General features: G+C 68.3%; 27 protein-coding genes. 11 read left to right on the top strand and 16 right to left on the bottom strand.

Translation table 11 applies throughout. The annotated features are described in order from the left end of the window. Positions 1-147: 147 nt before the first annotated feature. The 6 genes from otsB to der all read left to right on the top strand — a co-directional run bounded on the left by otsB (position 148) and on the right by der (position 7,149). On the top strand, positions 148-936 hold the full coding sequence (gene otsB / locus Q8N10_RS12625; protein WP_304774787.1) for a trehalose-phosphatase: 789 nt from the start codon (positions 148-150) through the stop codon (positions 934-936). After that, positions 924-2,327, top strand: a complete 1,404-nt coding sequence (gene otsA, locus Q8N10_RS12620) for an alpha,alpha-trehalose-phosphate synthase (UDP-forming) (protein ID WP_304774784.1) — start codon at positions 924-926, stop codon at positions 2,325-2,327. The genes otsB and otsA overlap by 13 nt, the downstream gene beginning before the upstream one ends. 84 nt (positions 2,328-2,411) lie before the next feature. Next, positions 2,412-3,269 carry an SDR family NAD(P)-dependent oxidoreductase gene (locus tag Q8N10_RS12615; protein ID WP_304774782.1) on the top strand — a complete coding sequence of 286 codons (858 nt, stop codon included), beginning with the start codon at positions 2,412-2,414 and terminating at the stop codon, positions 3,267-3,269. Positions 3,270-3,364: 95 nt separating this feature from the next. Beyond that, a complete protein-coding gene (locus tag Q8N10_RS12610) occupies positions 3,365-4,135 on the top strand; it encodes a tetratricopeptide repeat protein (RefSeq protein ID WP_304774780.1) in 771 nt (256 codons plus the stop codon). Then, a complete protein-coding gene (locus Q8N10_RS12605; RefSeq protein ID WP_304774778.1) occupies positions 4,132-5,523 on the top strand; it encodes a PQQ-like beta-propeller repeat protein in 1,392 nt (463 codons plus the stop codon). Before Q8N10_RS12610 ends, Q8N10_RS12605 begins: the two co-directional genes overlap by 4 nt. A gap of 24 nt (positions 5,524-5,547) precedes the next feature. After that, on the top strand, positions 5,548-7,149 hold the full coding sequence (der, locus tag Q8N10_RS12600; protein ID WP_304774776.1) for a ribosome biogenesis GTPase Der: 1,602 nt from the start codon (positions 5,548-5,550) through the stop codon (positions 7,147-7,149). On the opposite strand, the gene Q8N10_RS12595 is transcribed toward der, so the two are convergent. From Q8N10_RS12595 to radA, 5 genes are read right to left on the bottom strand one after another with little or no spacing between them, the layout of a single operon-like run. Beyond that, a complete protein-coding gene (locus Q8N10_RS12595) occupies positions 7,094-7,849 on the bottom strand; it encodes an SDR family NAD(P)-dependent oxidoreductase (RefSeq protein ID WP_304774774.1) in 756 nt (251 codons plus the stop codon). The genes der and Q8N10_RS12595 overlap by 56 nt on opposite strands. Before the next feature lie 10 nt (positions 7,850-7,859). Beyond that, the gene (locus Q8N10_RS12590; protein WP_304774772.1) at positions 7,860-8,858 is read right to left on the bottom strand and encodes a bile acid:sodium symporter family protein; all 999 of its coding nucleotides are present in this window, start codon (positions 8,856-8,858) and stop codon (positions 7,860-7,862) included. Then, entirely contained in the window at positions 8,855-10,345 is a 1,491-nt protein-coding gene (gene purF / locus Q8N10_RS12585) for an amidophosphoribosyltransferase (protein ID WP_304774770.1), read from the bottom strand. The genes Q8N10_RS12590 and purF overlap by 4 nt, the downstream gene beginning before the upstream one ends. Continuing rightward, entirely contained in the window at positions 10,342-10,962 is a 621-nt protein-coding gene (locus Q8N10_RS12580; protein ID WP_304774768.1) for a CvpA family protein, read from the bottom strand. The genes purF and Q8N10_RS12580 overlap by 4 nt, the downstream gene beginning before the upstream one ends. A 5-nt stretch (positions 10,963-10,967) precedes the next feature. Further along, positions 10,968-12,335: a DNA repair protein RadA gene (radA, locus tag Q8N10_RS12575; RefSeq protein WP_304774766.1), complete on the bottom strand. Its 1,368-nt coding sequence runs from the start codon at positions 12,333-12,335 to the stop codon at positions 10,968-10,970. Between the two features lie 136 nt (positions 12,336-12,471). Here radA and Q8N10_RS12570 point away from each other — a divergent pair, with 136 nt between their 5' ends. Continuing rightward, on the top strand, positions 12,472-13,665 hold the full coding sequence (locus Q8N10_RS12570) for a Yip1 family protein (protein ID WP_304774765.1): 1,194 nt from the start codon (positions 12,472-12,474) through the stop codon (positions 13,663-13,665). On the opposite strand, the gene Q8N10_RS12565 is transcribed toward Q8N10_RS12570, so the two are convergent. From Q8N10_RS12565 to Q8N10_RS12535, 7 genes are all read right to left on the bottom strand, one after another. Next, the gene (locus Q8N10_RS12565) at positions 13,640-14,371 is read right to left on the bottom strand and encodes a DUF4386 domain-containing protein (RefSeq protein WP_304774763.1); all 732 of its coding nucleotides are present in this window, start codon (positions 14,369-14,371) and stop codon (positions 13,640-13,642) included. The genes Q8N10_RS12570 and Q8N10_RS12565 overlap by 26 nt on opposite strands. 136 nt (positions 14,372-14,507) lie before the next feature. Continuing rightward, a complete protein-coding gene (gene alr, locus Q8N10_RS12560) occupies positions 14,508-15,602 on the bottom strand; it encodes an alanine racemase (RefSeq protein WP_304774762.1) in 1,095 nt (364 codons plus the stop codon). Positions 15,603-15,765: 163 nt separating this feature from the next. Continuing rightward, a complete protein-coding gene (locus tag Q8N10_RS12555) occupies positions 15,766-17,268 on the bottom strand; it encodes a replicative DNA helicase (protein ID WP_304774760.1) in 1,503 nt (500 codons plus the stop codon). 239 nt (positions 17,269-17,507) lie between these two features. After that, positions 17,508-18,092, bottom strand: a complete 585-nt coding sequence (rplI, locus tag Q8N10_RS12550) for a 50S ribosomal protein L9 (RefSeq protein WP_304774758.1) — start codon at positions 18,090-18,092, stop codon at positions 17,508-17,510. 12 nt (positions 18,093-18,104) lie between these two features. After that, on the bottom strand, positions 18,105-18,383 hold the full coding sequence (rpsR, locus tag Q8N10_RS12545; RefSeq protein WP_215340908.1) for a 30S ribosomal protein S18: 279 nt from the start codon (positions 18,381-18,383) through the stop codon (positions 18,105-18,107). 18 nt (positions 18,384-18,401) lie between these two features. Continuing rightward, positions 18,402-18,773: a 30S ribosomal protein S6 gene (gene rpsF, locus Q8N10_RS12540; RefSeq protein ID WP_304774756.1), complete on the bottom strand. Its 372-nt coding sequence runs from the start codon at positions 18,771-18,773 to the stop codon at positions 18,402-18,404. A 193-nt stretch (positions 18,774-18,966) separates the two neighbouring features. Continuing rightward, on the bottom strand, positions 18,967-19,533 hold the full coding sequence (locus Q8N10_RS12535; protein ID WP_304774754.1) for a peroxiredoxin: 567 nt from the start codon (positions 19,531-19,533) through the stop codon (positions 18,967-18,969). Between the two features lie 70 nt (positions 19,534-19,603). Here Q8N10_RS12535 and Q8N10_RS12530 point away from each other — a divergent pair, with 70 nt between their 5' ends. Then, on the top strand, positions 19,604-20,578 hold the full coding sequence (locus tag Q8N10_RS12530; RefSeq protein ID WP_304774752.1) for a phosphoribosylaminoimidazolesuccinocarboxamide synthase: 975 nt from the start codon (positions 19,604-19,606) through the stop codon (positions 20,576-20,578). A gap of 58 nt (positions 20,579-20,636) precedes the next feature. Next, entirely contained in the window at positions 20,637-21,443 is an 807-nt protein-coding gene (locus Q8N10_RS12525) for a thioesterase family protein (RefSeq protein WP_304774750.1), read from the top strand. Here the strand turns inward: Q8N10_RS12525 and Q8N10_RS12520 are convergent. The 4 genes from Q8N10_RS12520 to Q8N10_RS12505 all read right to left on the bottom strand — a co-directional run bounded on the left by Q8N10_RS12520 (position 21,406) and on the right by Q8N10_RS12505 (position 23,743). Continuing rightward, complete coding sequence (locus tag Q8N10_RS12520; RefSeq protein WP_370690160.1) at positions 21,406-22,140, bottom strand: peptidylprolyl isomerase; 735 nt, start codon at positions 22,138-22,140, stop codon at positions 21,406-21,408. The genes Q8N10_RS12525 and Q8N10_RS12520 overlap by 38 nt on opposite strands. Continuing rightward, positions 22,137-22,937 (bottom strand): SDR family NAD(P)-dependent oxidoreductase, encoded by an 801-nt coding sequence (locus Q8N10_RS12515; RefSeq protein WP_304774748.1) that lies wholly within the window; start codon positions 22,935-22,937, stop codon positions 22,137-22,139. Before Q8N10_RS12515 ends, Q8N10_RS12520 begins: the two co-directional genes overlap by 4 nt. Before the next feature lie 2 nt (positions 22,938-22,939). Then, the gene (locus Q8N10_RS12510; RefSeq protein WP_304774746.1) at positions 22,940-23,509 is read right to left on the bottom strand and encodes a carboxymuconolactone decarboxylase family protein; all 570 of its coding nucleotides are present in this window, start codon (positions 23,507-23,509) and stop codon (positions 22,940-22,942) included. 90 nt (positions 23,510-23,599) lie between these two features. Next, a complete protein-coding gene (locus Q8N10_RS12505; protein WP_304774744.1) occupies positions 23,600-23,743 on the bottom strand; it encodes a hypothetical protein in 144 nt (47 codons plus the stop codon). A gap of 222 nt (positions 23,744-23,965) precedes the next feature. Between Q8N10_RS12505 and Q8N10_RS12500 the strand changes: the two genes are divergently transcribed. Then, a complete protein-coding gene (locus Q8N10_RS12500; protein WP_215340899.1) occupies positions 23,966-24,175 on the top strand; it encodes a cold-shock protein in 210 nt (69 codons plus the stop codon). Between the two features lie 82 nt (positions 24,176-24,257). Next, the gene (locus Q8N10_RS12495) at positions 24,258-24,500 is read left to right on the top strand and encodes a hypothetical protein (protein ID WP_304774741.1); all 243 of its coding nucleotides are present in this window, start codon (positions 24,258-24,260) and stop codon (positions 24,498-24,500) included. The last annotated feature ends 99 nt before the right edge of the window (positions 24,501-24,599 follow it).

Genomic DNA, 24,599 nt, shown 5'->3' with positions numbered 1-24,599 from the left:
TGGACGCTTCGCTACCCTGGCCCCGGAGGTGGGGCGCGGTCTCATTCGTTGCTGAAAATGTATCTGATGACCTCGCTGTAGTCTTGGCGGGGCGCTTGGCTACGCGCCATCGAGGAGTCGACGCGTTTTGACCGGTAAGCCCCTGACATGACCCTTGTCGTCGCCAACTCCGAGGACCGGCGCTCCGGCGTGCGCGCGGAGTCCACCGCGCTGTTCCTCGATTTTGACGGAACGCTCGCTCCGCTCGCCTGCACCCCCGACGAGATCGAGAACAATCCCAGCCTCAACGAATTGCTGCGTCAGGCCCAGACGAAGCTGCAAGGCCGTCTGGCCCTGGTGAGCGGACGGGAGATCGCCGCCATCGATGCTCTGATCGACCGGGCCGCAAACTGCGTCGCGGGCGAACATGGCCTTCAGCGGCGGACCCCGCAGGGCGTTGTTGAGAGCATGGCCGCCCATCCCCGGCTGGCGGAGGCGGTGGACGCCTTTGACGCCATGGCCCGGGCGCATCAGGGGCTGCTGGTGGAGCGCAAGTCGGCCAGTGTCGCCTTGCACTACCGGCTGGCGCCGTCCGCGGCTGAGGCGATCGCCGATCTGGCGACACGGCTGTCGCAGACGACGGGCCTGGCGGTGCAGGCCGGCAGCATGGTGGTGGAACTGAGGTCGCCGGGGCCGAGCAAGGGGACGGCTCTGCGGGCCTATATGGCGGAGGCGCCTTTCCGCGGGTCGACCCCGATCTTCATCGGCGACGACCTGACCGACGAGTCGGGATTTTCCGAGGTGGAGCAGTTCGGCGGCTTTGGGGTCATCGTGGGCGAACGCCGGCCGACCGGCGCGCGTTATCGGGTGGCGGGCCCGCAGCGGGTTCTCGATTGGATCTCGCGCAGCCTGGAGAACAACGTCTTCGACCCAGGGAGCCTGCGATGGGAAGGTTGATTGTCGTCTCCAACCGGGTCAGCCCGCCGGGTGACGCGGCGGCCGGGACGGTGGGCGGGCTGGCCATGGCGATCTCCGCGGCGCTGCGCGAATATTCCGGCATCTGGTTCGGGTGGAGCGGACAGACCCGGGAGACGTTCACCGGACAGCTTTCGATCCAGCAGGCGGACGGGGTGACCGTCGCCCTGGTGGACCTCGAGGAGCAGGACCGGCAGGAATACTACAACGGCTACGCCAATCGGACGCTTTGGCCCCTGTTCCACTACAGGACCGATCTGGTGGCCTATGAGCGGTCGTTCAGCGAAGGCTACGCCCGGGTCAATTCACGGTTCGCCGAGACGCTGGCGCCCCTGGTCCAGCCCGATGATTTCATCTGGGTGCAGGACTACCACCTGCTTCCCCTGGCCCGGCAGCTGCGCCAGAGGGACATCGCCAACCGCATCGGGTTCTTCCTGCACATCCCGTGGCCGGCGCGTCGCCTGCTGACCACGCTGCCGCGTCACGCGCAGCTGGTCGAGGGGCTCTTCGACTATGATCTGATCGGCTTCCAGACCCACGATTCCCGCGACGCCTTCGCCGACTACATCGTCCAGGCCGCCGGCGGGTCGGTGACGGAGGACGGGGTGGCCACGGCGTTCGGCAAGCGGACCCGGATCGGCGCCTTCCCGATCGGCATCGACGCCGAGTCCTTCGCCTCGGCGGCCCATTCAGACGCAGCGATGGAATCCTTCCAGAGGGCGCGGTCCAGCCTGCTGGGCCGCAAGATGATTCTGGGGGTGGACCGTCTGGACTATTCCAAGGGCCTGGAGGAGCGGTTCCTCGCCTACGAGCAGTTCCTGGTCGACCACCCGGACCAGCAGGAAAAGGTGTTCCTTCTGCAGATCGCCACGCCCAGCCGCGACGAGGTGGAGGCCTATCAGGACATTCGCTCGCGCCTGGAGTCGGTGTCAGGACGGATTAACGGCGCCTTCGCCGACGTCGACTGGGTGCCGATCCGCTATGTGAACCGCGGCTATCGGCGAGATGTCCTGGCAGGCATCTACCGCGCCGCCCATATCGGCCTGGTGACACCCCTGAGGGATGGCATGAACCTGGTGGCCAAGGAATATGTCGCCGCCCAGGATCCGGAGGATCCCGGCGTGCTGATCCTGTCGGAGCTGGCCGGGGCCGCCGAGCAGATGGGCGAGGCGCTGATCGTGAACCCCTTCAGCCGCGAGGAGGTCGCCGAGGCGATCCGACGCGGACTGGAGATGCCGCTGGAGGAGCGCAAGGCGCGCTGGGCCATCTTGAGCGAAGGGGTCAATCGCGACGACGTCACAGCTTGGCGCGATTCCTTCGTCGCGGCCCTGCAGCGCGAAAAGCCAGGCCAGGACGCCGACAGGCCAGCTTAACCGATCAGGCCTCGACGGCGCCGCATTCTGGGCGACATTGTGGATTCCCGCCTCGGACCTCGGGCGGCCGCTCGGAGACGATCAATGACCCACCCCGCCCTGACATCCGGCCGCGCCGCCGTCGTGATGGGCGGGGCCAGCGGCATCGGCCTGGCCGCCGCCAAGCGGTTCGCGGGCCTGGGTATGAAGGTCTGCCTGGCGGACCGGAACGCCGAAGGGCTCGAGGCCGCCGTGAAGGCCGTCACCGCGACGGCGCGTGCGCCCGCCGACGTGTTCGCGGTGGCCACCGACGTCTCGGACGCCGACGCCGTGAACCGCCTGCGCCACGCCGCCTATGAGCGGTTCGGCGAGGTGGCGGTGCTGATGAACAATGCCGGGGTCGGCGGCGGGGCCGGCGCCTGGGAGCATCCGGACCGCTGGCGCCGGTTGCTGGAGATCAACCTCTGGGGCGTGATCAACGGGGTGCAGGCCTTCACCAGCCGGATGCTGGACCAGGGCACGCCCTGCGCCATCATCAACACCGGCTCCAAGCAGGGCATCACCAATCCGCCCGGAGACGTGGCCTACAACACCAGCAAGGCGGCGGTGAAGGCGCTGACCGAGGGCCTGGCCCACCAGTTGCGCAACGTCGAGGGTGGGCAGGTCAGCGCCCACCTGCTGATTCCCGGCTACACCTTCACGGGGATGACCGCGCGCTCGACCGAGAAGCCGCCGGGCGCCTGGAGCGCGGAACAGGTGGTGGATTTCATGGTCGAGGCGATGGGGAAGGGAGACTTCTACATCCTCTGCCCCGACAACGACGTCAGCCGGGAGATGGACGAAAAGCGCATCGCCTGGGCCGCGGACGACCTGATCCTCAACCGGCCGGCCCTGTCGCGCTGGCATCCCGACCACAAGGCCGCCTTCGAGACTTTCATGGCGTCGAAGCCCGGCGCAGGGTAAGCCCCCGACGACGCCGGACCGTTGCGATGGCCACGCTGCCGCTATAGGTTCCGCCGCTCTATTCCCCTTGCGCCTTTCGTGCGGAGTTCTCCTACGTGGTTGATGTCTTTGAAGAGGTCGAGGAGCAGCTTCGCACCGACCGCTACAAGGCGCTTGCGCTCAAAGCCCTGCCCTGGGTCGGCGCCGTCCTGGCCGCCGCCCTGGTGATCGCGCTCGCGGTCTGGGGCTATGACGCCTACCAGACCAAGACGACCTCGAAGGCCTCCGAGCAGTACGCCCAGGCCCTGGAGGCCTTCGGCGCGGGCCGTGCCGACGAGGCCGACCGGCTGTTCGGCGAGGTCGCGAAGTCCGGGTCCAAGGCCTACAAGTCTCTGGCCCTGCAGCACCAGGGCGGCATCAAGATCGCCGCCGGCAAGCCGGCCGAGGCCGTGACCTATTTCGACCAGGCCGCAGAGGCCGCGCCGAACGACATCATCGGCGACGTCGCCCGCCTCAAATCCGCCTTCGCCCTGCTCGACACGGCTCCCTACAAGGACCTGGAGGCCCGCCTGACGCCCATGACCAAGGAAGGCCGCCCGTACCGCACCGAGGCGCGTGAGGCCCTGGCCTTCGCCAAGATCATGCACGGCGACCTGGCCGGAGCGCGGGGCGACTTCGTGGTCATCTCGCTGATCGCCGACGCTTCGGAAGGCGCCCGCAACCGCGCCAAGGCCGCCATGGACCTGATCGACTCCGGCTCGGCCAAGAATGTCGCCGCCGCCGCGCGCGCCGCCGCGGCCCTGCCGCCGCAGAGCGTGCTCCTTCCGCCGGGGGCCTCCGCGGGCCTTTCCGCTCCGACGCAACAGCCAACCCCGGACGCCAAATGACGCTTCGCAGCCGCACCGGCCTTGCCCTGCTCCTGACGGCCGCCCTGAGCGTGAGCGGGTGCTCGACGCTCAGCCGCCTCAACCCCTTCCCGAAGGACGAGGCCCCTGGCGAGGTCGCCAGCGAGGGCGAGCGCATCGCCATCATCGCCTTCGACCAGAATGTGGAGGCCGCCGAGGCCCTGAAGGGCGTCGACTTCTTCCTGCCCGACCCGGTGGCGCTCAGCGAGTGGTCCATGCCGGGCGGCACGCTTGAGAACTCCGTCGCCCACGTGGCCGCGGGCGGCGGGCTGTCGGTGGCCTGGAAGCGCGGCTTCGGCCAGGGCTCGGGCCGCGGCGCCCATGTCACCGCGCCGCCGGTGGCCGCCAACGGCAAGATCTATGTCATGGACGGCGAGGCCACGGTCTCGGCCCTCGACGCCCAGACCGGGGCCGAGGTGTGGAAGGTCAATCTGCGTCCCGACTCCAAGCGCGACAAGGAAGCCTTTGGCGGCGGGATCGCCATCGCCGACGGCAAGCTCTATGTCGCCTCGGGCTACCGGTTCATCGCCCAGCTGAACGCCGACACCGGCGCGGTCGGCTGGAAGGTGGCCACCGAGCAGCCAATCCATGCGGCCCCCACCGTGGCGGGCGGACGCCTGTTCGTGGTGGCGGTGGACAACACCCTGCTGAGCTACAACACCGCCGATGGGACCGCGAGCTGGACCTATCAGGCGCTGTCGGAATCCTCGCGCATCCTGGGCGCCTCCAGCCCCGCCGTCTCCGGCGACACCGTCGTGGCCGCCTTCGGCTCAGGCGAACTGGTGGCCCTGCGCGCCGCCAACGGCAACGACCTGTGGAACGAGGCCCTGTCGCGGGCCAGCCGCAACAACGCCCTGTCCGAAATCCGCGACATTCCCGGCCGCCCGGTGATCTTCCAGGGCGACGTCTTCGCGGTCAGCCATTCCGGCGTCTTCGCCGCCACCGACCTGCGCACCGGCCAGGCGCGCTGGACCCTGCCGATCACCGGCATCACCACGCCTTGGCCCTCGGGCGACGTGGTCTATGTGGTGGACAAGGGCGGCCAGGTGATCTGCGTGGCCCGCGAGAGCGGCCAGATCTACTGGATCCGCGACCTGGGCGAAGGCCGCGGCAAGGCCAAGGGCGGCCTGATGGGCATCAGCCTTGGCAAGAAGAAGTACGTTTCCAAGCCGATCTGGTCGAGCCCGATCCTGGCCTCCGGCAAGGTGATCACCGCCTCCAACCAGGGCGAACTGGTGGCCCTGAACGCCAAGACCGGCGCGGTGGAAAAGACCATGAACCTCGGCTCGGGCGTTCTGCTCGGCCCGATCTCCATCAACAACACGATCTATATCGCGACCGATGAGGCCCAACTCATCGCGCTGCGATAGACGAAGAGAAAAGACCAGGACCCCATGCCGCTCAGGCTTGCGATCGTAGGGCGTCCGAACGTCGGTAAATCCACCCTGTTCAATCGGCTGGCGGGCAAGAAGCTCGCCATTGTCGATGACCGGCCGGGCGTCACCCGCGACCGGCGCTTCGGCGCGGGCCGGATCGGCGACATCGAACTGGAGTTGATCGACACCGCCGGCTTCGAGGACGTCACCGACGAGAGCCTCGAGGCCCGCATGCGCGCCCAGACCGAACTGGCCATCGACGAGGCCGACGTGGCGCTGTTCGTGGTGGATTCCCGCGACGGCATCACGCCCATGGACCGCGTGTTCGGCGAGATCCTGCGCCGCCGGGACAAGCCCGTGCTGCTGCTGGCCAACAAGGCCGAGGGCAAGCGCGGCGACGACGGCATCAACGACGCCTTCAGCCTGGGCCTGGGCGAACCCATTCCGATCTCCGCCGAGCACGGCGAAGGGATGGCCGACCTCTATCAGGCCATCGCCCCCTATGCGGTGGAGTACGAGTTCGAGGACGGCGACGCTGTCGAGAAGCCGGTGCAGATCGCCATCGTGGGGCGCCCCAATGCGGGCAAGTCGACCCTGGTGAACAAGCTGATCGGCGAGGACCGCCTGCTGACCGGCCCCGAGGCCGGGATCACCCGCGACGCCATTCCCGTCGACTGGACCTGGGACGACCGGGCCATCCGGCTGGTGGACACCGCCGGGCTACGCCGGAAGGCGAGGGTCGAGGAGAAGCTGGAGAAGCTGTCGGGCCAGGATTCCATCCGCGCCATCACCTATGCCGAGGTGGTGATCCTGGTGATGGACGCCACCCATCCCTTCGAGGTGCAGGATCTGCAGATCGCCGATCTGGTTGAGCGCGAAGGCCGTGGGCTGGTGTTCTGCCTGGCCAAGTGGGACCTGGTGGAGGACCAGCGCGAGACCCTGGCCATGTTCAACGAGGAAGCCGCCCGCCTGCTGCCGCAGCTGCGGGGAACCCCGGTGGTGGCGCTGTCAGCGGAGACCGGCCGTGGCCTCGACAAGCTGATGCCCGCGGTCTTCAAGGTGCACGGCGACTGGTCCACCAAGGTCAAGACGCGGGACCTGAACGACTGGCTCTCCATGGCGACGCAGCGCCATCCGCCCCCCTCGGTGGGCGGGCGGCGGATCAAGCCCAAGTACATGGCCCAGACCAAGGCGCGGCCGCCGACCTTCGTGCTGTTCGCCAGCCGGGCCGACCAGCTGCCCGACCACTATCGCCGCTACCTGATCAACTCGCTGCGCGAGAGCTTCGACCTGCCCGGCGTGCCCATGCGGCTGACGGTGAAGTCCAACAAGAACCCCTTCGCCGAGGGGGAGGCCAAGAGCGGCCCCACCGGCGGCTTCGCGGCCAGGGCGGCCGCCAAGGCCGTGGGCGGCCCGACGACGGGGATGCGTGCGAAATCCAAGGCCGCGGCATCGGCCAAGGCCAAGGCGGGCGCAGAGGCCAAGCCCAAGCGGTCCTACGTGGCCAAGCCCAAGCTGGTGGGCAACCCCAAGGGGCGCACCCAAAAGCTGGCCCGGCCCGGCGTCAAGCCGAAGCGGGCGAGCCGGACGTCAGCTTCCAGTCCGAAAACAAAACGCTAGATTTCGGCTGGCCCAGGTCAGCCTGGGCCAGGTCGACGATCATGGGTCCGATCTCCGACGGATGGGGCAGGTCCATGGGATCCTCGCCCGGCATGGCCTCGGCGCGCATCTTGGTGCGCATGACGCCAGGGTCCACCAGCACCGCGCGGACGGTGGTGTTCTCCAGTTCGTCGGCCCAGGTCTGCACCAGGTGCTCCATGCCCGCCTTGGAGACGCCGTAAGCGCCCCAGAAGGCCTTCGGGCGCTGGACGCGGCCGGTGGTGATGAAGATGGCGCGCCCGGCCTCCGAGGCCCGCAGCAGCCGCTCGGTGGCGCGGATGAGCCGGAAGGTGGCGGTGAGGTTGGTGGTGACCACCTTGTCGAACAGCGCCGGCTCAATGTGGCTGACCGGGGTGATGACCCCCAGGATGGCGGCGGCGTGAACCACGATGTCCAGGCGACCGTGGCGCTCATGGATGGCCAGGCCCAGCTGGTCGAGGCCCTCGACCTGAGAGATGTCCATGGGGACCAGGGTGGCCGGCTGGCCGGTGGCGGCGCGGATCTCGTCGTCCAGCTCTTCCAGGGCCCCGGTGGTGCGGGCCACGGCGATGACATGGGCGCCGGCCTTGGCCAGGGCGAGGGCGGAGGCGCGGCCGATGCCGCGCGAGGCGCCGGTGACCAGGGCGATCTTGCCGGCGAGGGGGAGGTTCGTATCAGTCATGGCGGCGCTTCTAGCTGGTCTGGGGTTCTGTGTCCGCCCGCTTTGCGTAGGCGTTGGCGATGACCGCGCAGGCCATCAGCTGGATCTGGTGGAAGATCATCACCGGCAGCAGGATCATGCCGAGTTGCGCGCCCGGGAAGAGGACGCCGGCCATGGGCACGCCGCTGGCCAGGCTCTTCTTGGAGCCGCAGAAGACGATGGTGATCTCGTCCTCCTTGTTGAACCGGCAGGCGCGGGCCGCGAACAGGGTGATCAGCAGGACGGCGGCCAGCAGCACGCAGCAGAGGATCAGCAGGCGCGCGAGGTCGAGAGTGCTGACCTTGCTCCAGATCCCCTCCACCACGGCCTCCGAGAAGGCGGAATAGACCACCAGCAGGATGGAGCCGCGATCCACATAGCCCACCATCTTCGAACGCTTGGCGATCCAGGGCCCGACCCACGGCCGCAGCAGCTGGCCGGCGATGAAGGGCAGCAGCAGCTGCAGGACGATGGACTGGGCGGACTCCAGGGAGAAGCCGCCCTGGGTCTGCATCAGCACCGCCGCCAGGATCGGGGTCAGGGCGATGCCCAGCAGGTTGGAGGCCGTGGCCGAGGCGACGGTGGCGGCCACATTGCCCCGGGCGATGGCGGTGAAGCCGATCGAGGACTGGATGGTGGAGGGCAGGCAGCCCAGGAAGATCAGGCCAGGCGCGAGCGCCGCAGGCGTGATGGCGCCGGGCAGGGCGGCCAGGCCCAGGCAGAGCACCGGGAACATCACGAAGGTGGCGGCCAGGACCAGCAGGTGCAGCCGCCAGTGGGTGACGCCCTTGATCACCGCCTCGCGCGACAGCTTGGCGCCGTGCAGGAAGAAAACCAGTGCGATGGCGACCTGGGTGGCCACGCCGAACACCGGAGCAGCCGCGCCGCGCGCCGGCAGCAGGGAGGCGAGCGCCACCATGCTGATGATCAGGATGATGTACCAGTCGGGCTTCAGGCGGCTGAGCCAGCCGCCAGCCTTTTCTCCGCTCACGCGTCGACCAGGAACGACAGTTGCCGCTCCGAGGTCTCGTTACGGCCGTCGGCGATCTCGCGATCCAGCAGACGGGTCGGGTAGTCACCGGTGAAATAGTGGTCGGTGAACTGCGGCTGGTCGGGATCGCGGGGCGCCGACTCCATCGCCCAATAGAGGCCGTCCACGGAGAGGTAGCCCATGGAGTCGACCTCCAGGATCTTGGCGATCTCCTCCACCGAATGGTTGGCGGCCAGCAGCTTGTCGCGGTCGGGCATGTCGATGCCGTAGTAGTCGGGCCACATGATCGGCGGCGAGGCCGAGCGCAGGTGAACCTCGGCGGCCCCGGCCTCGCGCACCATGCGGGCGACGCGGACGGAGTTGGTGCCGCGCACGATGGAGTCGTCGATCAGCATCACCCGCTTGCCGGCCAGCACCGAACGGTTGGGGGAGAGCTTCATGCGCACGCCCATTTCCCGCGCGCCTTGGGTCGGCTGGATGAAGGTGCGACCGACATAGTGGTTGCGGATGATCCCCATCTCGAAGGGGACACCGGTTTCCTGAGCGTAGCCGAGGGCCGCGGGGACGCCGGAGTCGGGGACGGGGACGATGACGTCCACGGGGACATGGCTTTCCATGGCCAGCTTGCGGCCCATGCGCTTGCGCACCTCATAGACCGAGCGGCCGTTCACGACCGAGTCGGGGCGCGCGAAGTAGACATATTCGAAGATGCAGGGACGGGCCTTGGCCGCCGGGAAGGGGCGGATGGACTCGATGCCATCGTGATCGATGATCACCATCTCTCCGTGCTCGATGTCGCGGACGAAGGCCGCGCCGATCATGTCGAGAGCGCAGGTCTCGGACGCCAGTACGGCCTTGCCGTCCAGGTCGCCCAGCACCAGGGGGCGGATGCCCAGGGGGTCACGGATCCCGATCAGCTTCTTGTTGGAGAGCGCCACCAGGGCGTAGCCGCCCTCGATCACCGACAGGGCGTCGATGAACTTGTCCACCAGCCGCGCGCGGCGCGAGCGGGCGATGAGGTGGAGGATGACCTCGGAGTCCGAGGTGGACTGGAAGATGGCGCCCTCGGCCACCAGCTGCTGGCGCAGGGTCAGGAAGTTGGTGAGGTTGCCGTTGTGGGCGATAGCCAGGCCGCCAGCCTCGAGGTCGGCGAACATCGGCTGGACGTTGCGGATGAAAGACCCGCCGGCGGTGGAGTAGCGGGTGTGGCCGATGGCGGTCTGGCCGGGCAGGCGATCCATGAGGTCGCCGCCGGCGAAGGCGTCTCCCACGTGGCCCATATGGCGTTCGGTGTGGAAACCCTGGCCGTCGAAGCTGGCGATGCCGCAGGCTTCCTGGCCGCGATGCTGGAGGGCGTGGAGGCCGAGCGCGGTGATGGCCGAGGCGCCGTCGGTGTCGAAGACTCCGAACACGCCGCACTCCAGGCGGGGCGTATCGTCATCGGGATCGCGGGGAGCCTGTCGCCATCGATCCAGTGACTGGGTCATCGGGATTTCTCCACTAGATCATCGATACTGCCGCGATCGCGGGCGTCATAGCCGCGACCGTCGTTGGAGTCACGCGGAGCGTTCGCAGAACCTTCACGGACCGCGCTGGAAACCGCCGGTTTCAGCTTGTTGGCCATGTCCAGACCCCGCGGCGCGAAGGCCTTGAGGATCTGACCTGCCGCCGTGGTCATGGGATAGAAGACCGCGCCGGTCATCCACGCGGGCCTCAACTCCACAGGGGTCGCGGCGTTGAAGGCCAGGTTGAAGGCCCCGAGGACCACGAAGGCGCGGATCAGACCAAAGCCCAGGCCGACCGTGCGGTCCAACAGACCCAGGATCTGAGTTTCCTGAATTCGCCGCGCAAGGCCTGCGCCCGTAAGTCGCAGGACCCCGTAGACCAGGATGAAGGTGGCCAGGACCGCCCCGGCGGTGCCGGCCCAGTCCGGATCGACGATCGCCCGACCCATGGGGCCGGTGAACCGCAGGGCCACGACCGCCACGATGGCGGCGATCAGGAACGAGAGGACGGCGACCATCTCGCGGGCCGCGCCCTGATAGAACCCCACCCCGGCCGAGGCCAGGAGGATGGAGAGCACGACGATGTCGAACCAAGGCAAACCGTCTAATCCCAATCGCCGTCGCCGATCCGGCGGATGGCGTCACCCAGGCGGGCGACACCGGTCATCTTCAGGGGGCCCCCGTCAACGTCGGCCGGCCCGAAAGCCCTTTTAAAACCGAGCTTTGCGGCTTCTTTCAGACGTGAATCCATGCGGCTGACGTGGCGGACGTCCCCCGAGAGGCTGACCTCGCCGAACACAACGCAGTCCTGGGGAAGCGCGACATCGAGGGCCGAGGACGCCAGGGCCGCCGCCGCCGCCAGGTCGGCCGCCGGCTCGCTGATGCGCAGGCCGCCGGCCACATTCAGATAGACATCGCGATTGCCGAGGCCGAGGCCGCAGCGGGCCTCCAGCACCGCCAGCACCATGGCCAGCCGCCCGGTGTCCCAGCCGACGACGGCGCGTCGCGGCGTGCCATAGGCCGAGGGCGCCACCAGGGCCTGGAACTCCACCAGGACCGGGCGGGACCCCTCGATGCCGGCGAAGACCGCAGCGCCGGCGGCGCGTTCGCCGGAGGTGTCGAGGAACAGGGCCGAGGGGTTCTTGACCTCCGCCAGGCCGCCGTCCCCCATCTCGAAGACGCCGATCTCGTCGGTGGCGCCGAAACGGTTCTTGACCCCGCGCAGGATGCGGAACGGGTAGCCACGCTCGCCCTCGAAGGCCAGGACGGCGTCAACCATGTGCTCGATCACCCGGGGACCGGCGATGGTCCCCTCCTTGGTGACGTGGCCCACCAGAATGATGGCGACGCCCTGCTTCTTGGCCAGGCGCACCAGCTCGCCGGTGGCGGCGCGGACCTGGGTGACCGAGCCGGGGCCCGCCTCATGGGCGTCGCTCCACATGGTCTGGATGGAGTCGATGACCACCAGGTCGAACTTCTCGCGCTTCAGCCCCTCGACGATCTCGCGCAGGGAGGTCTCTGCGGCCAGGCGCACCGGGGCGTCGGCCAGACCCATGCGCTGGGCGCGACTGCGGACCTGCTCCACGGCCTCCTCGCCGGAGATGTAGGCGCACTTGGCGCCGCGCCGCGCGGCGAAGGCCGCCACCTGCAGCAGCAGGGTGGACTTGCCGACGCCCGGATCGCCGCCCAGCAGGATGGCGGAGCCCGGCACGACGCCGCCGCCGCAGACCCGGTCGAACTCGGCGACACCGGTCTGGATGCGGGGCGGGGCGGGCGTGTGTTCCTCAAGGCCCTGGAAGGGCAGGCCCTTGCCGCGCGCGCTGCTGCGGGTGGGGGCAAGCGCGCCGGGCGGGCGGCTCTGCACCTCCTCCACGAGGGAGTTCCAGGCCAGGCAGGCGGGACATTGGCCCGCCCATTTGGTCTGCGTCGCGCCGCAGGTCTGGCAAACATAGACTGCGCCGTCGCGGGCCATGGGGTCTCCTGATTCGGGGTCGAGCCCGAGACTACCCCGAAACGCACTTCACAAGGCGGCGGAACGGGCGCTGGCTAGGGGCGTTGGCCTGCTCATATGGGGGCGGGGGCAGGATGTTGAAGGCCGGGAACTGGGCATGAGCGTCGCAGAGCCGCGATCGCCGGGAAAGCGCCTGATCGCGCGGGTGCGGGCGATCCTAACCGCGCCGGCGGCCACCTGGGATGAGATCGAACAGGAGCCGGCCAGCCTGGCGGGCCTCTACCTCACCTATGTCATGCCGCTGGCCGCCATCGGGCCGGTCGCCGGGTTCATCGGCGCGATGGTGTTCGGCAATCCCAAGGACGGGGTGTCGTTCCGTCCGCCGGTGCTGAGCGCCCTGGGCGCGGGCGTCGCCGCCTATCTCACCACCCTGCTGGGCGTGATGATGCTGGCGGTGGTGATCAACGCCTTCGCGCCGTCTTTTGGCGCCAAGCGCAACCAGGTCCAGGCCCTGAAGGTGGCGGCCTATTCGGGAACGGCGGGCTGGCTGGCCGGGATCGTCTTCGTCTTCCCGCCCTTCGGGCTCCTGGCCTTTCTCGCGGGGATCTACAGCCTCTACCTGCTGTACCTGGGCCTGCCCAAGCTGATGAAGCCCGCGCAGGGCAAGGCGGCGGCCTATGTGGTGCTGGCGGTGGTCGCAGCGATCCTCATCAGCCTGGTGGTCACCGCGGTCCTGCAGCCCATCCGGCGGATGGGCGAGGGCGCCGGCGCCGGATCGGCGGTCACCACGGTCCCGGCGTCGGGAGGCCGGTCCGTCGACATCGCCAAGCTGGAGGCGGCCGGGGACCAGATCGCGGCGGCCGCCGAGCGCGCGCGCGAGATCGTGCCGACCGACCCCGAGGTGCTGAAGGCGATGCTGCCGGCGAAGGCGGCGGGCTATCCGCGCACCGCGGTTCGGGCCGGCAGCGTAGGGGCGAGCGGCGCCTCCGGCGCCTCGGCCGAGGCCAGCTACGCAAAGGGCGACGGAACCTACACCCTGACCATCACCGACCTGGGAGCGGCCGGCGCCCTGGCCGGGGTCGCCACGGCCTTCAACGTCCAGTCCTCCACCGAGAACGGTCGCCGCTATGACCGGATCGACCAGACGCCGGAGGGGAGGATGAGCACGGAATCCTTCGACAATGCATCGAAGCACGGCAGCTACGGTGTCCTGGTGGCCGAGCGGTTCATGGTCCAGGCCGAGGGGGACGCGGTGGCGATGGCCGACCTGAAGGCCGCGGTGGCGGGGATCGACATGGGACGTCTGCAGGCCCTGGCCCGGCCGGCTAAGCCGGCTGCGCCTGGGAAGTAATCCGCCCGCGCCAGGCCGTCAGGTTCACACCTTTCAACAGGAGCCACAGGCAGAACGCGGACTCGCCGACCAGCGCCGGGAGCAGGATGGCCGAGGTCAGCTGATCGGCGAAGGCCGGCGCAAACAGTCGCGAGAAGGTCGCGATCAGGTAGCTGGCTCCGGCCGCCTGGACCAGCAGTCCCAACAGTCGGGGCAGATAGCCCGACCGGAAGATCAGGTAACCGCTCACCAGGCAGGCGGCGCCGAAGAAGATCAGGGTGATGTGGAAGGCGAGGTTGTGGCCGATCAGGGCCACGCTCGCCAGGGCCTGGATCTGCTGCGGATCGAAGGCCCCGTCCGAGCTGCCAAGGATCGGAACGACCATCAGCAGGAACAGCTTGCTGGCGCACTCGACCGCCAGCGAGATCGCATTCAGCAGCAGGAACAGCAGAGCCAGGTTCCGGTTCACCGGCCGTAGCAGCAGGTACTCGATCAGCATCTGAGGAACCGCGATCAGCGGGATCACGAGGTTGCCGGCCAGGCTGAGGTTCCAGAGCACCGGTGAGCCGGTGATATTCCGCGCCGTCGCCGCGGGGTCTCCAGACACGATCAGGGCGCTCATCACGAACCCCTCGGAGAAGCCGCCGAACACGATCACCAGCAGGTAGATGACGCCAGCTATCCGAAGATAGGCGTTGGGGTGACTCTCAAACGTGCGGCGGGTCATGGGGCGAATCCTCGACGGGCATGGGCTCCCGGGCGTGTCGCCCAGGAAGCTGTTTCAGGTGTCAGAAATAACTGACACGTGTTCGCGAGTCAACGCTGCGCCGCAAGAGGCCTGAGGGGCGTGGCTTGGGTGTAGCTCAGACCTCGCCCAGATAGACCCGCTCCGCCCGCGGGCTGAGGCGGACCAGGCATTCGTGGGCCACGGTGCCGGCGGCGGCGGCGAGGTCGTCGATGTGGGCGTTGGGGCCCATGAGCTCGACCATTTCGGCAGGGCTGGCCGGGGTGTCGCCGATGTCGATCAGGATGAGATCCATGGTGACAATCAGGAAGGGGCGCAGCGCGCCTGCGAACCAGGCATGGCCGGTCTGCTTGGCGGCGCGCACCAGGCCATCGGCATAGCCCGCCGCCACCACGGCGACGCGGGTGGGGCGGGCGACGATGCGGCTGGAGCCGTAGCCGACGGTCTCGCCGGCCTGGATGTTGCGGATGTCGAGGATGGGGGCTTCCAGGGTCGCCACCGCCTTCAGGCGCGGATCGGGCCGTTCCTCGGGGCCGCCGCCATAGAGGCTGACGCCCGGGCGGACCATGTCGAAGCGGTAGTCGTCGCCCAGGAAGATGCCGGCCGAGGCCGCGAAGCTGGCCCGGGCGTCGGGGAACAGCTTGCGCGCCGCGGCGAAGCGCTCGAGCTGCCGGCCATTGCGCGGATCGCGGAGCTCGGGCGCTGACCCCAGGTGGCTCATCACCAGTCCGATGTCGAGGTGGGCCAGGCGGTCGCCGGACTGGGCCAGGGCCACGGCCTGGTCCGGGGTGACCCCCTGGCGGTTCATGCCGGTGTCGATGTGCAGGGCGACAGGCAGGGTGCGGCCGAGGGTGGAGGCGAAGCTGCCCGCGGCCTCGACCTGCGGCACGCTGGTGAGCGCCGGGGTCAGGTCGGCGGCGACGAGGCGCGGGCCCGTGCCCCCGGTCATGCCGTCCAGCACATAGATGACGGCGGGGCGGTCGGGGCCAAGCGCCGCGCGCAGGGCCTCGCCCTCAGTCAGGCGGGCGACGAAGAAGCTGCGGGCCCCCTCCGCCCACAGGCGACGGCAGACCGGGCCGGCGCCCAGGCCATAGCCGTCGCCCTTGACCACCGGCGCGGCCTCCGCGCCCGGCGCCTGGTCGCGCAGGAAGCCGTAATTGTGGGCCAGCGCGTCGAGATCGATCGTCAGGCGCGCGGAGGAGGGGAGAGCCATTGGCGCTCCCTTAGAGCCTTTTCGTTTCAGATGGAAACATCTGAAACGAACGCTCTAATTCTACGGGTTTGAGCGTGACGGGCGCCTGAACCGGTAGCCACTTCAGGCTGTCACGCTCGGCGAGGCTGCCGGCGGCAAGGGAAAGCCGGTTCAATCGCCGGGGTCAGTCGCGGCTGTGCTGGTCGTAGCGGCTGGGATCGCGCGCCAGGTTGCCGAACTTGGTGAGGTCGGAGTTGAAGGCCAGTTTGACGGTGCCGATGGGGCCGTGACGCTGCTTGCCGATGATCACCTCGGCCTGGCCGGCCACCTGGTCCATCTGGTCCTGCCAGGTCAGGTGTTCGGGAGTGCCTTCGCGGGGCTCGGTACGGGAGAGGTAGTACTCCTCGCGGTAGATGAACATCACGCAGTCGGCGTCCTGCTCGATGGAGCCGGATTCGCGGAGGTCGGAGAGCTGGGGCTTCTTGTCCTCGCGGTTCTCCACCTGGCGCGACAGCTGGGCCAGGGCGATAACCGGCACCGAAAGCTCCTTGGCCAGGGTCTTCAGGCCCTGGGTGATGGCGCTGACCTCCTGCACCCGGTTGTCCACCTTGCCGCCGGGGCCGATAGTCACGAGCTGGAGATAGTCCACCACGATCAGGTCGAGGCCGACCATGCGCTTGAGGCGGCGCGCGCGGGCGGCCAGCTTGGCCATGGTGATGCCGCCGGTGTCGTCGATGTAGAGCGGCGCGTCCTGGATCTCCAGGGCGGCGTCGCGCACGCGGCCGAACTCCACCGCGTCGATCTCGCCCTTGCGCAGCCGGTCGCCGGACACGCCGGAGACCTCGGCCAGCATACGCATGGCCAGCTGGTCGGCGGACATTTCGAGCTGGAAGAAGGCCACGACGCCGCCCGAGACGGTCTTCTTGCTGCCGTCGGGCTGGGGCTCCCAGGCGTAGTTGCGGGCCACGTGGAAGGCGATGTTCACGGCGAGCGCGCTCTTTCCCATCGAGGGACGGGCGGCCAGGATCAACAGGTCGGAGGGGTGCAGGCCGCCGAGCTTGGCGTCCAGGTCGATGAGGCCTGTGGAGAGGCCGGCCAGGCCGCCGTCGCGACTGTGGGCCTCGGCGGCCATGGTGACGGCGCCGTGCAGGGCCTGGGACAGGGGGATGAAACCCTGGCTGGTCCCGCCGCTCTCGGCCAGTTGATAGAGCTGCTGTTCGGCCGCCTCGATCTGGTCGCGGGCCGAGGTTTCCTCGTCGGGCGCGGTGGCGGTGGTGGCGATGTCACCGCCGATGCGGATCAGGTCGCGGCGCAGGGCCAGGTCATAGATGGCCCGCGAATAGTCCGGGGCGTTGGCGGCCGGCGGGGCGCGGTCCACCAGGTCGGCCAGGTAGCGGATGCCCCCCAGCTCCTCGAAGGCCGGGTCGCGGCCGAACTGCTCGGCCAGCAGGATCGGCTCGGCCAGCTGGCCCTTGCGGACATGGACCTCGATGGCGGCGTAGAGGCGGGCGTGGAAGGGCTCGTAGAAGTGGCGGGCCTGCAGATAGTCGCCGATGCGCTCGAAGGTGGCGTTGTCATAGAGAACAGCCCCAAGCAGGGCCTGCTCGGCCTCGATATTGGCCGGGGCGTGGGGGATCGCCGTGTCGTTGTGGGCGGGGCGAAGGTCGAGTGCTGGGACGAGGGCCATGGGTTACCGATAGCTTAACGACAGGTCTCGGGCAGTGTGACGAGATGGCCTACGCACAGGAAATCCGGCGCCTGTGGATGACCTCAGTCTGGGTAGGTCCGGCGAACGGAACCTAGCCCATTGATCGGCGACATTCAGCGCCGTTCTGGGGCGCTACGACCGCGTCTGTCGCAGACAAAAGGAAACGGCGCGGAACCTTGGGTTCCGCGCCGTCGCCAGATCGGTAGAGGTCGGGAGGCTTAGCTCTCGACGTAGTCGCCTTCGTGCGAACCGGCGCCGCCGGCCAGCATGTCCTGGGCAGCTTCCTCGGCCGCGACGCGATCTTCCTCGAATTGCGAGTTGATCACGTCCTCACCGCGGGCTTGGCGCTCGGCCTCGTCCTGGCTGCGGGCGATGTTCAGGGTCACGGTGACGATGACTTCGGCGTGCAGGACGACCTTCACCGGGTGGAGACCCAGGGTCTTGATCGGCTTGTCGAGGGCCACCATCGAGCGTTCCAGCTTGCCGCCGGCCGCATTGACGATGTCGGCGACGTCACGGCCGGAGACCGAACCGTAGAGCTGGCCGCTTTCGCCCGCCTGACGGATCAGGATGTAGGACGTGCCGTCCAGGTTCTCACCGGTCTTGCCGGCTTGTTCCTTGGCCTTCTGGTTGCGGGCCTCGATGTCGGCGCGCTGGCCTTCGAAGACCTTCAGATTGGCGGCGTTGGCGCGGAGCGCCTTGTGACGGGGCAGGAGGAAGTTGCGCGCGTAGCCGTCCTTGACGGTGACCACATCGCCCAGGACGCCCTTGCCTTCGACGCGTTCGAGCAGAATGACTTTCATGTGCCTGTCTCCCTACTTCACGACGTAGGGGAGGAGGGCGAGGAAGCGGGCGCGCTTGATGGCCTTGGCCAGTTCGCGTTGCTTCTTGGCCGACACCGCAGTGATGCGCGAGGGCACGATCTTGCCGCGTTCCGAGACGTAACGCTGCAGCAGCTTGACGTCCTTATAGTCGATCTTCGGCGCGCCAGCGCCCGAGAACGGGCAGACCTTGCGGCGACGGAAGAAGGGGCGGCGTTGGCCACCCGCGGCGGGGGCGCCGGCGGTGGTGGCTTCGGAGGTTTCGTCGGTCATGTGATGATCCTCCCTTTCTTAGGCTTGGAAGCTGTCTTCGCGGCGCGGTTCGCGCTCACGATCGCGGTCGCGACGGGCCAGGACCGGCGAGAGCTCAAGGTCGAGCTCCTCGACGCGGACCGTCAGGTGGCGCAGCACGTCTTCATTGAGAGACAGCTGGCGCTCCATTTCCTTCACCGCCGGCGCCGGGGCGTCGATGGAGATCAGGGAATAGTGGCCCTTGCGGTTCTTCTTGATGCGATAGGTCAGGTTGCGAAGGCCCCAGTACTCGATCTTCGCGACCACGCCGCCACCCTCTTCGATGAGGGCCTTGATCTGGTCATTGAGGGCTTCGGCTTGTTGCGGCGAGATATCCTGCCGCGAGATAACGACGTGCTCGTAGAGCGCCATGTGTTCCTTCTTCCGTTGTGGAGGCGGCGCGTTCGTCGGCGGAAGCCCGGCGAAAACGATGGATCTCAATGCGGCGCGCGGGAGGTTCCCGCGCCTTTTACGTTCCGACTTGAGACCGCCGTCCGTGAAGAGGCGGGCAGATACGGGAAAAGCGGTTGTTTCGCAAGCTTTTCCAGTCTCGCCCCGCTGAGCTCTACTTCTTCTTCTGCTTGGCCTTCCAGGCCTTGAGGGCGCCCATGGTCTGGGTGACGTGGTCGTCGGCGGCCATGTTGTCGTAGGCCAGCAGCACCGTGCCGTCCGGCGCGATGACGTAGGAGGTGCGGGCCGACATATCCACAGGCGCCTTGATCCCGGCCATCTTCAGCGGGGCGTCATAGCTCTTGGCGATCTTGGCGCCGGGATCGGCGGCGACGGGGAACTTGCCGCCGCAGGTCTTGGTGTCGGCGGAAAACTCGGCCAGCCGTTCGACCTTGCCTGCGGTGACGCCGATCAGGGTCGCGCCCTGGGCCTTGAACTCGTCGGCGGCCTCGGAGAACAGGTGAGCCTCGAGGTTGCAGCCGCCGGTATAGGCCGAGGGGAAGAAGTACATCACCACGGGGCCGTTCCTGCGGGCGGCGGCCATGTCGAAGGTGAAGGGCTTGCCCGCCAGGAAGGCCTGGGCCTTGAAGTCAGGCGCCTTGGAGCCCACGGCGAGGTCGGCGAGGGCGGGCGTGCCAGCGGTCACAGCGGCCAGGGTGGCGAGGGCGAACAGGCGTTTCATAGGGCGTTTCTCCGGGGTTCGGTGATCATACGAACTGGACGTCGCTTTGTCTTCGCAGCATAGCGAGACAATGAAACCGACCCTTCCGGCGCGTCCTGACCAGATCCTGGCGGACGCCAAGTTTCCAGAGCTGCCAAATCACTACCGGGGCAAGGTGCGCGACACCTACGACCTGGGCGACGGCAGGATCGTGATCATCTCCAGCGACCGGCTCTCGGCCTTCGACTCCATCCTGGCGGTGATCCCCTACAAGGGGCAGGTCCTGACCCAGACGGCGCGGTTCTGGTTCGACGCCACGGCCGACATCTGCCCCAACCACGTCCTGGCCTATCCCGACCCCAATGTGGTGGTGGGCACGCGCCTGGATATCCTGCCGGTGGAGATCGTGGTGCGCGGCTATCTGGCCGGGACCACGGGCACCTCGATCCTGACGCTGTATAGGAGGGGCGAGCGGGAGATGTACGGCCACCGGCTGCCTGACGGGATGGCGGACAACCAGAAACTCCCGACCCCAATCATCACGCCGACCTCCAAGGCCAATGACGGCGACCACGACGCCCCGCTGACCCCCGCCGAGATCGTCGAGCAGGGTCTATTGAGCGCCCTGCAGTGGGAGACCCTGTCGAAGTACGCCCTGGCGCTGTTCGCCCGCGGTCAGGAGATGGCGGCGGCCCGCGGCCTGATCCTGGTGGACACCAAGTACGAGTTCGGCGTCGACCGAAACGGCCAGATCATCCTGGCCGACGAGATCCACACTCCGGACTCCAGCCGCTACTGGTTCGCCCAGACCTATGCGGAGAAGTTCGCCAAGGGCGAGCGGCCCGACAGCTTCGACAAGGACTTCGTGCGGTCCTGGGTGGCCGCCCGCTGCGATCCGTATAAGGACCCCATCCCGGAGATCCCGGCCGAGATGATCGACGAGACGGCGCGGGTCTATATCCAGGCCTTCGAGACCATCACCGGCCAGACCTTCGAGGTCGACGCGGGAGATGAACCAATCCTGGCGCGGATCCGCAGGAACCTTGCGGTCTATACTCCCGCCTAGAAAAACTGGGTGAGCGCGGGGTCGCGCCGCCAGCGGGAATCCGTCATGGTCCCGCCCCATGCAAAACGAACCTTTTTTCAAAAGGGACGGTCAATTTTACGTCCCGCAACCGTCCTGCCGTGGTCCCTGGAATCCTCAGTCCCTGCACGGCCGCGTCATCGTCGGCCTGCTCGGTTTCGAGATCGAGGCCAGGCACGGCAGTCCTGATTTCATGCCGGCCCGCCTGACGGTGGACATGTACCGGCTGCCGGGCTTCGACCCCATCGAGGTCAAGACCACCGTGGTCCGCGACGGCAATCGCATCCGGGTCGTCGACGCCGAGTTCATCTCCGGCGGGGTCAGCATGGCGCGGGCCTCGGTGCAGTTCCTGAAGCGCACCGAGAATTCGCCGGGCGAGTCCTGGCATCGTCCTGACTGGGACGTCCCCAAGCCCGCCGACATTGAGCCTCCCACCGATGGGCGCCAGGGCATGGGCGGCATGTGGGCCATGCGGCCGATCACCGGCGGCTTCGGCCAGCCCGGCCCGCGCAAGACCTGGATGAGCGAGGTCCGCGAGATGGTGGAGGGCGCGCCGCTGACGCCGTTCCAGCGGGTGTCCCTGGCGGCGGACTTCTCCAGCCCCTTCGCCAATTCCAGCACCGAGGGGCTGGGCTATATCAACTCCGACGTGACGGTCTATCTGCACCGCCTGCCGGCCACCGAGTGGATCGGGTTCGAGGTCGCCGACCACCATGCCACCGACGGCGTGGCGATCGGCGAATGCTGGCTCTATGACGAGCAGGGGCCGATCGGGCAGGCGTCCTGCGCGGCCCTGGCCCAGCGGCGGCTTACCCCTGGGGCGCCGCCGCCGGCGGCGAAGGCGTAGCGGGCGCAGCCGGCGCCGGCGTCACAGCCGGCTCCGCGGGCGCTGCCGGTGCGGCCTCGACCGGCGGGGCCTCGACCTTCGGGACGGGCGCCGTCGTCCGGCGCGCGCTGAGGATCTTGACCGGAGGCTTGAGCATCTCGCCCTTCATGACGCCGACCCCGGCATTGGGGTCGCGCGGCTTGACGAGGATCTTGCGCACCACGTCCATGCCCTCGACCACATAGCCGAAGGCGGCGAAGCCCAGGTTGTCGCCCTTGGCCTTGGGGTTGGCGTCCAGATAGGTGTTGTCGCCGATGCAGATGAAGAAGTCCGAGGTGGCGCTGCCCGGGGCGAAGCGGCCCATGGAGATGGCGCCGTCGGTGTGGGACAGGCCGGTCCTGGTCGTCGGCTCATGACCGATGGGCTTCATCACCTTGGCCGGGTCGTTCTGCAGCCCGCCCTGGATCGAGCCGTAGTCGTCGGCCGTGTAGCCCTTGGGCCGGGAGGCCCGGTAGAAGGTCGCGCCGTCATAGCGCTTGGTGTCGGTGTAGCGCAGGAAGTTGGCCACGGTGATCGGGGCCTTGCCCTGGTTCAGGGCGAGGGTGATGGCGCCTACCGGGGTGGTGAGCTTCACATGGACAAGACCGGTCGCGGCCAGGGCGGGGGAGGCGGCGAGCGCGCCGGCCCCGGCCAGGAAGGTTCTGCGTTGCAGGATCATCCGATCCGGCTCCCCATGCCGCCGTCCACGGGCAGGATCGCCCCGGTGATGAAGCCGGCCTCGTCGGAGGCCAGGAACAGAGCCGCATAGGCGGTGTCCCAGGCGTTGCCCATCTTCCCGCCCAGCGGAACCCGCGCATTGCGGGCGGCGCGAACGGCCTCCTGCTCCTGGCCGCTGGCCTGGGCGATGCCGGCCACGGCCATGGGGGTGTCCATGAGGCCCGGCATGATGGCGTTGCAGCGGACGCCCTTGGCGGCGTTGGACTGGGCGACGCTGGTGGTCAGGCGGTTCACCGCCGCCTTGGAGACCTCGTAGGCGACTTGGTTGCCTCCCGCGATTCCGGCCAGGGACGAGATGTTGACGATGGCCCCGCCACCCTGTTCCCGCATGGTGGGGATGGCGGCCTTGATGGTCAGCCACATGCCCTTGAGGTTGACCGACAGGATGCGGTCGAAGGCGGCCTCCTCGACCCGGTGGGCCGGACCGTCGCCGCCGCCGATGCCGACATTGTTGACCAGGATGTCGATGCGGCCGAGCCGTTCCTTGCCGGCCTCGATCATGGCCGCGACGTCGTCGGCCTTGGTGACGTTGGCGGTGAAGGCCGTGGCCTGGCCGCCCTCGGCCACGATCATGGCGGCAGTCTCCTCGGCGCGCTCCGCGACGCGGTCGACGCAGAGGACCTGCGCGCCCTCGCGGGCGAACAGGATCGACATGGCCCGCCCATTGCCGATGGTCTCCCCGGGCGTCTGGCCGGCGCCGACGATGATGGCGGTCTTGCCCTTCAGGCGGTCGCCCATGCTCAGAATCCCTTCAGGTCGGGATCGAGGGTCTGGCCCTCATCAAGCTGCACCCCGAAGGAATTCAGGATCATCGAGACCTGGGTGTACTGGCCGGCGGTGAAGACCACGTCCATGCACTGCTTGTCGCTGAAGTGGGCCTTCAACTGGGCCCAGGTGGCGTTGGTGATGAACTGGTCGTGGTGCAGTTCATCGGAGGCCTTGAGCAGCGCCTGGTCGGCGGCGCTCCAGCCGGGGGCCTCGGCGCCGCCCTTGATGCGCTCGCACTCCTCGGCGGTCAGGCCCTCGCGCTTGCCGATGGGCACGTGCTGGGTCCACTCGTAGCCGGACTTGCAGAGATAGCCGATGCGCAGGATGACGATCTCCCGCTCGCGGCCGGGCAGGTCATTGCGGCGCGACAGGATGTAGTTGCCCCAGGCCAGGAAGCCCTTGGCCGCCTTGGGGGCGTTGACCATGGTCCGGAAGATGTTGAGCACCCGACCCGTGGCCACCATGGGGGCCAGGACCTCGGTCTGGGCTTCGTCGAGCTTGCCGAGATCGACGGGTTGAATCCGGGGTTGGGTCAGGCGCATGCAGGTTCCTCCGCGACGCCTTACGCGGCGTCATTGCGGACATCTTACCGGAGGGCCGGCGCGGCCTGTCAAACGAATGTTCGGCGAAGGTTAGCCGAGGCCCGAGCGCATCAGGAAGGGGATCATCTGCAGGATGAGCAGGATTCCGAAGCCGATCAGCAGGGCGCGGCCGAACCACTTGCGGCGATGGGCGGCCTTGAGTTCCTCAGGCGTGGGCTCGGGTTGGTCGGTCATGAGGCGCGGCCTATCACGCCCATGTCATCGCCCGCAACGCAGCAGGCGGCGGATTGTCTGGTCTATGGCCCGGGAAAGGCGCATGATGCCTGCGTCGATCTCTGCCGCGCAACGCTCTTAAGCCCTCTCGCTCAGCGCGCGGAACTTTCGAAGCCGACCCTCTCAGACCTCGATGGCCCGCCGGGCTCTTCCGGCGAGCCTACGCATCTCTCGGAGGCTGTCATGGCGACCGGTACTGTCAAATGGTTCAATTCCACCAAGGGCTTCGGCTTCATCCAGCCGGCTGACGGCGGCAAGGACGTCTTCGTCCACATCTCCGCCGTCGAGCGTTCGGACCTCAATGGTCTCAACGAAGGCGACACGGTTTCCTACGACATGGAGCGCGACCAGCGCTCCGGCAAGGAAAGCGCCGTCAATCTGAAGTCGGCCTAAGACGATAAGGGGCCGGCGCGATCCTCGCGCCGGCCCCGGTCTTTTTGCGCGGCGTTCGCGCTGACGGGAGCTGCCCATGTCCATGGCCGATCTGATCCCCACGCTCGACGACGAAGGCCTCGCCAATCTGCGCGCCAACGCGCAGCGCCTCGAAAATTCCGACGTCGCGCGCCAGGCCGAGCAGGCCGCCGCTTTGCTGCCCCTGATCGACGCCGAGCTGGCCGATCGCCTGTCCCGCGTTCCGCCGAAGGCCCCGCCGAAGCCGCGCGCCAAGAAGGTCGCGGTTCAAGTCGCGGGCGACTATGAGGACGACAACGAGCCCTGAGCGCCTCCCTGGATCGCGCCGTTTTCCGAAGCGCGGCGCCCCTTAGCTTCCGGGCGCAATTTGTCGCACCCCCGGGAGGTTAAGCTTTCGGAAAGCACG

The organism is Phenylobacterium sp. (assembly GCF_030693625.1).
GTDB lineage: Bacteria > Pseudomonadota > Alphaproteobacteria > Caulobacterales > Caulobacteraceae > Phenylobacterium > Phenylobacterium ferrooxidans.
This window is presented reverse-complemented; position numbering and strand designations above follow the sequence as displayed.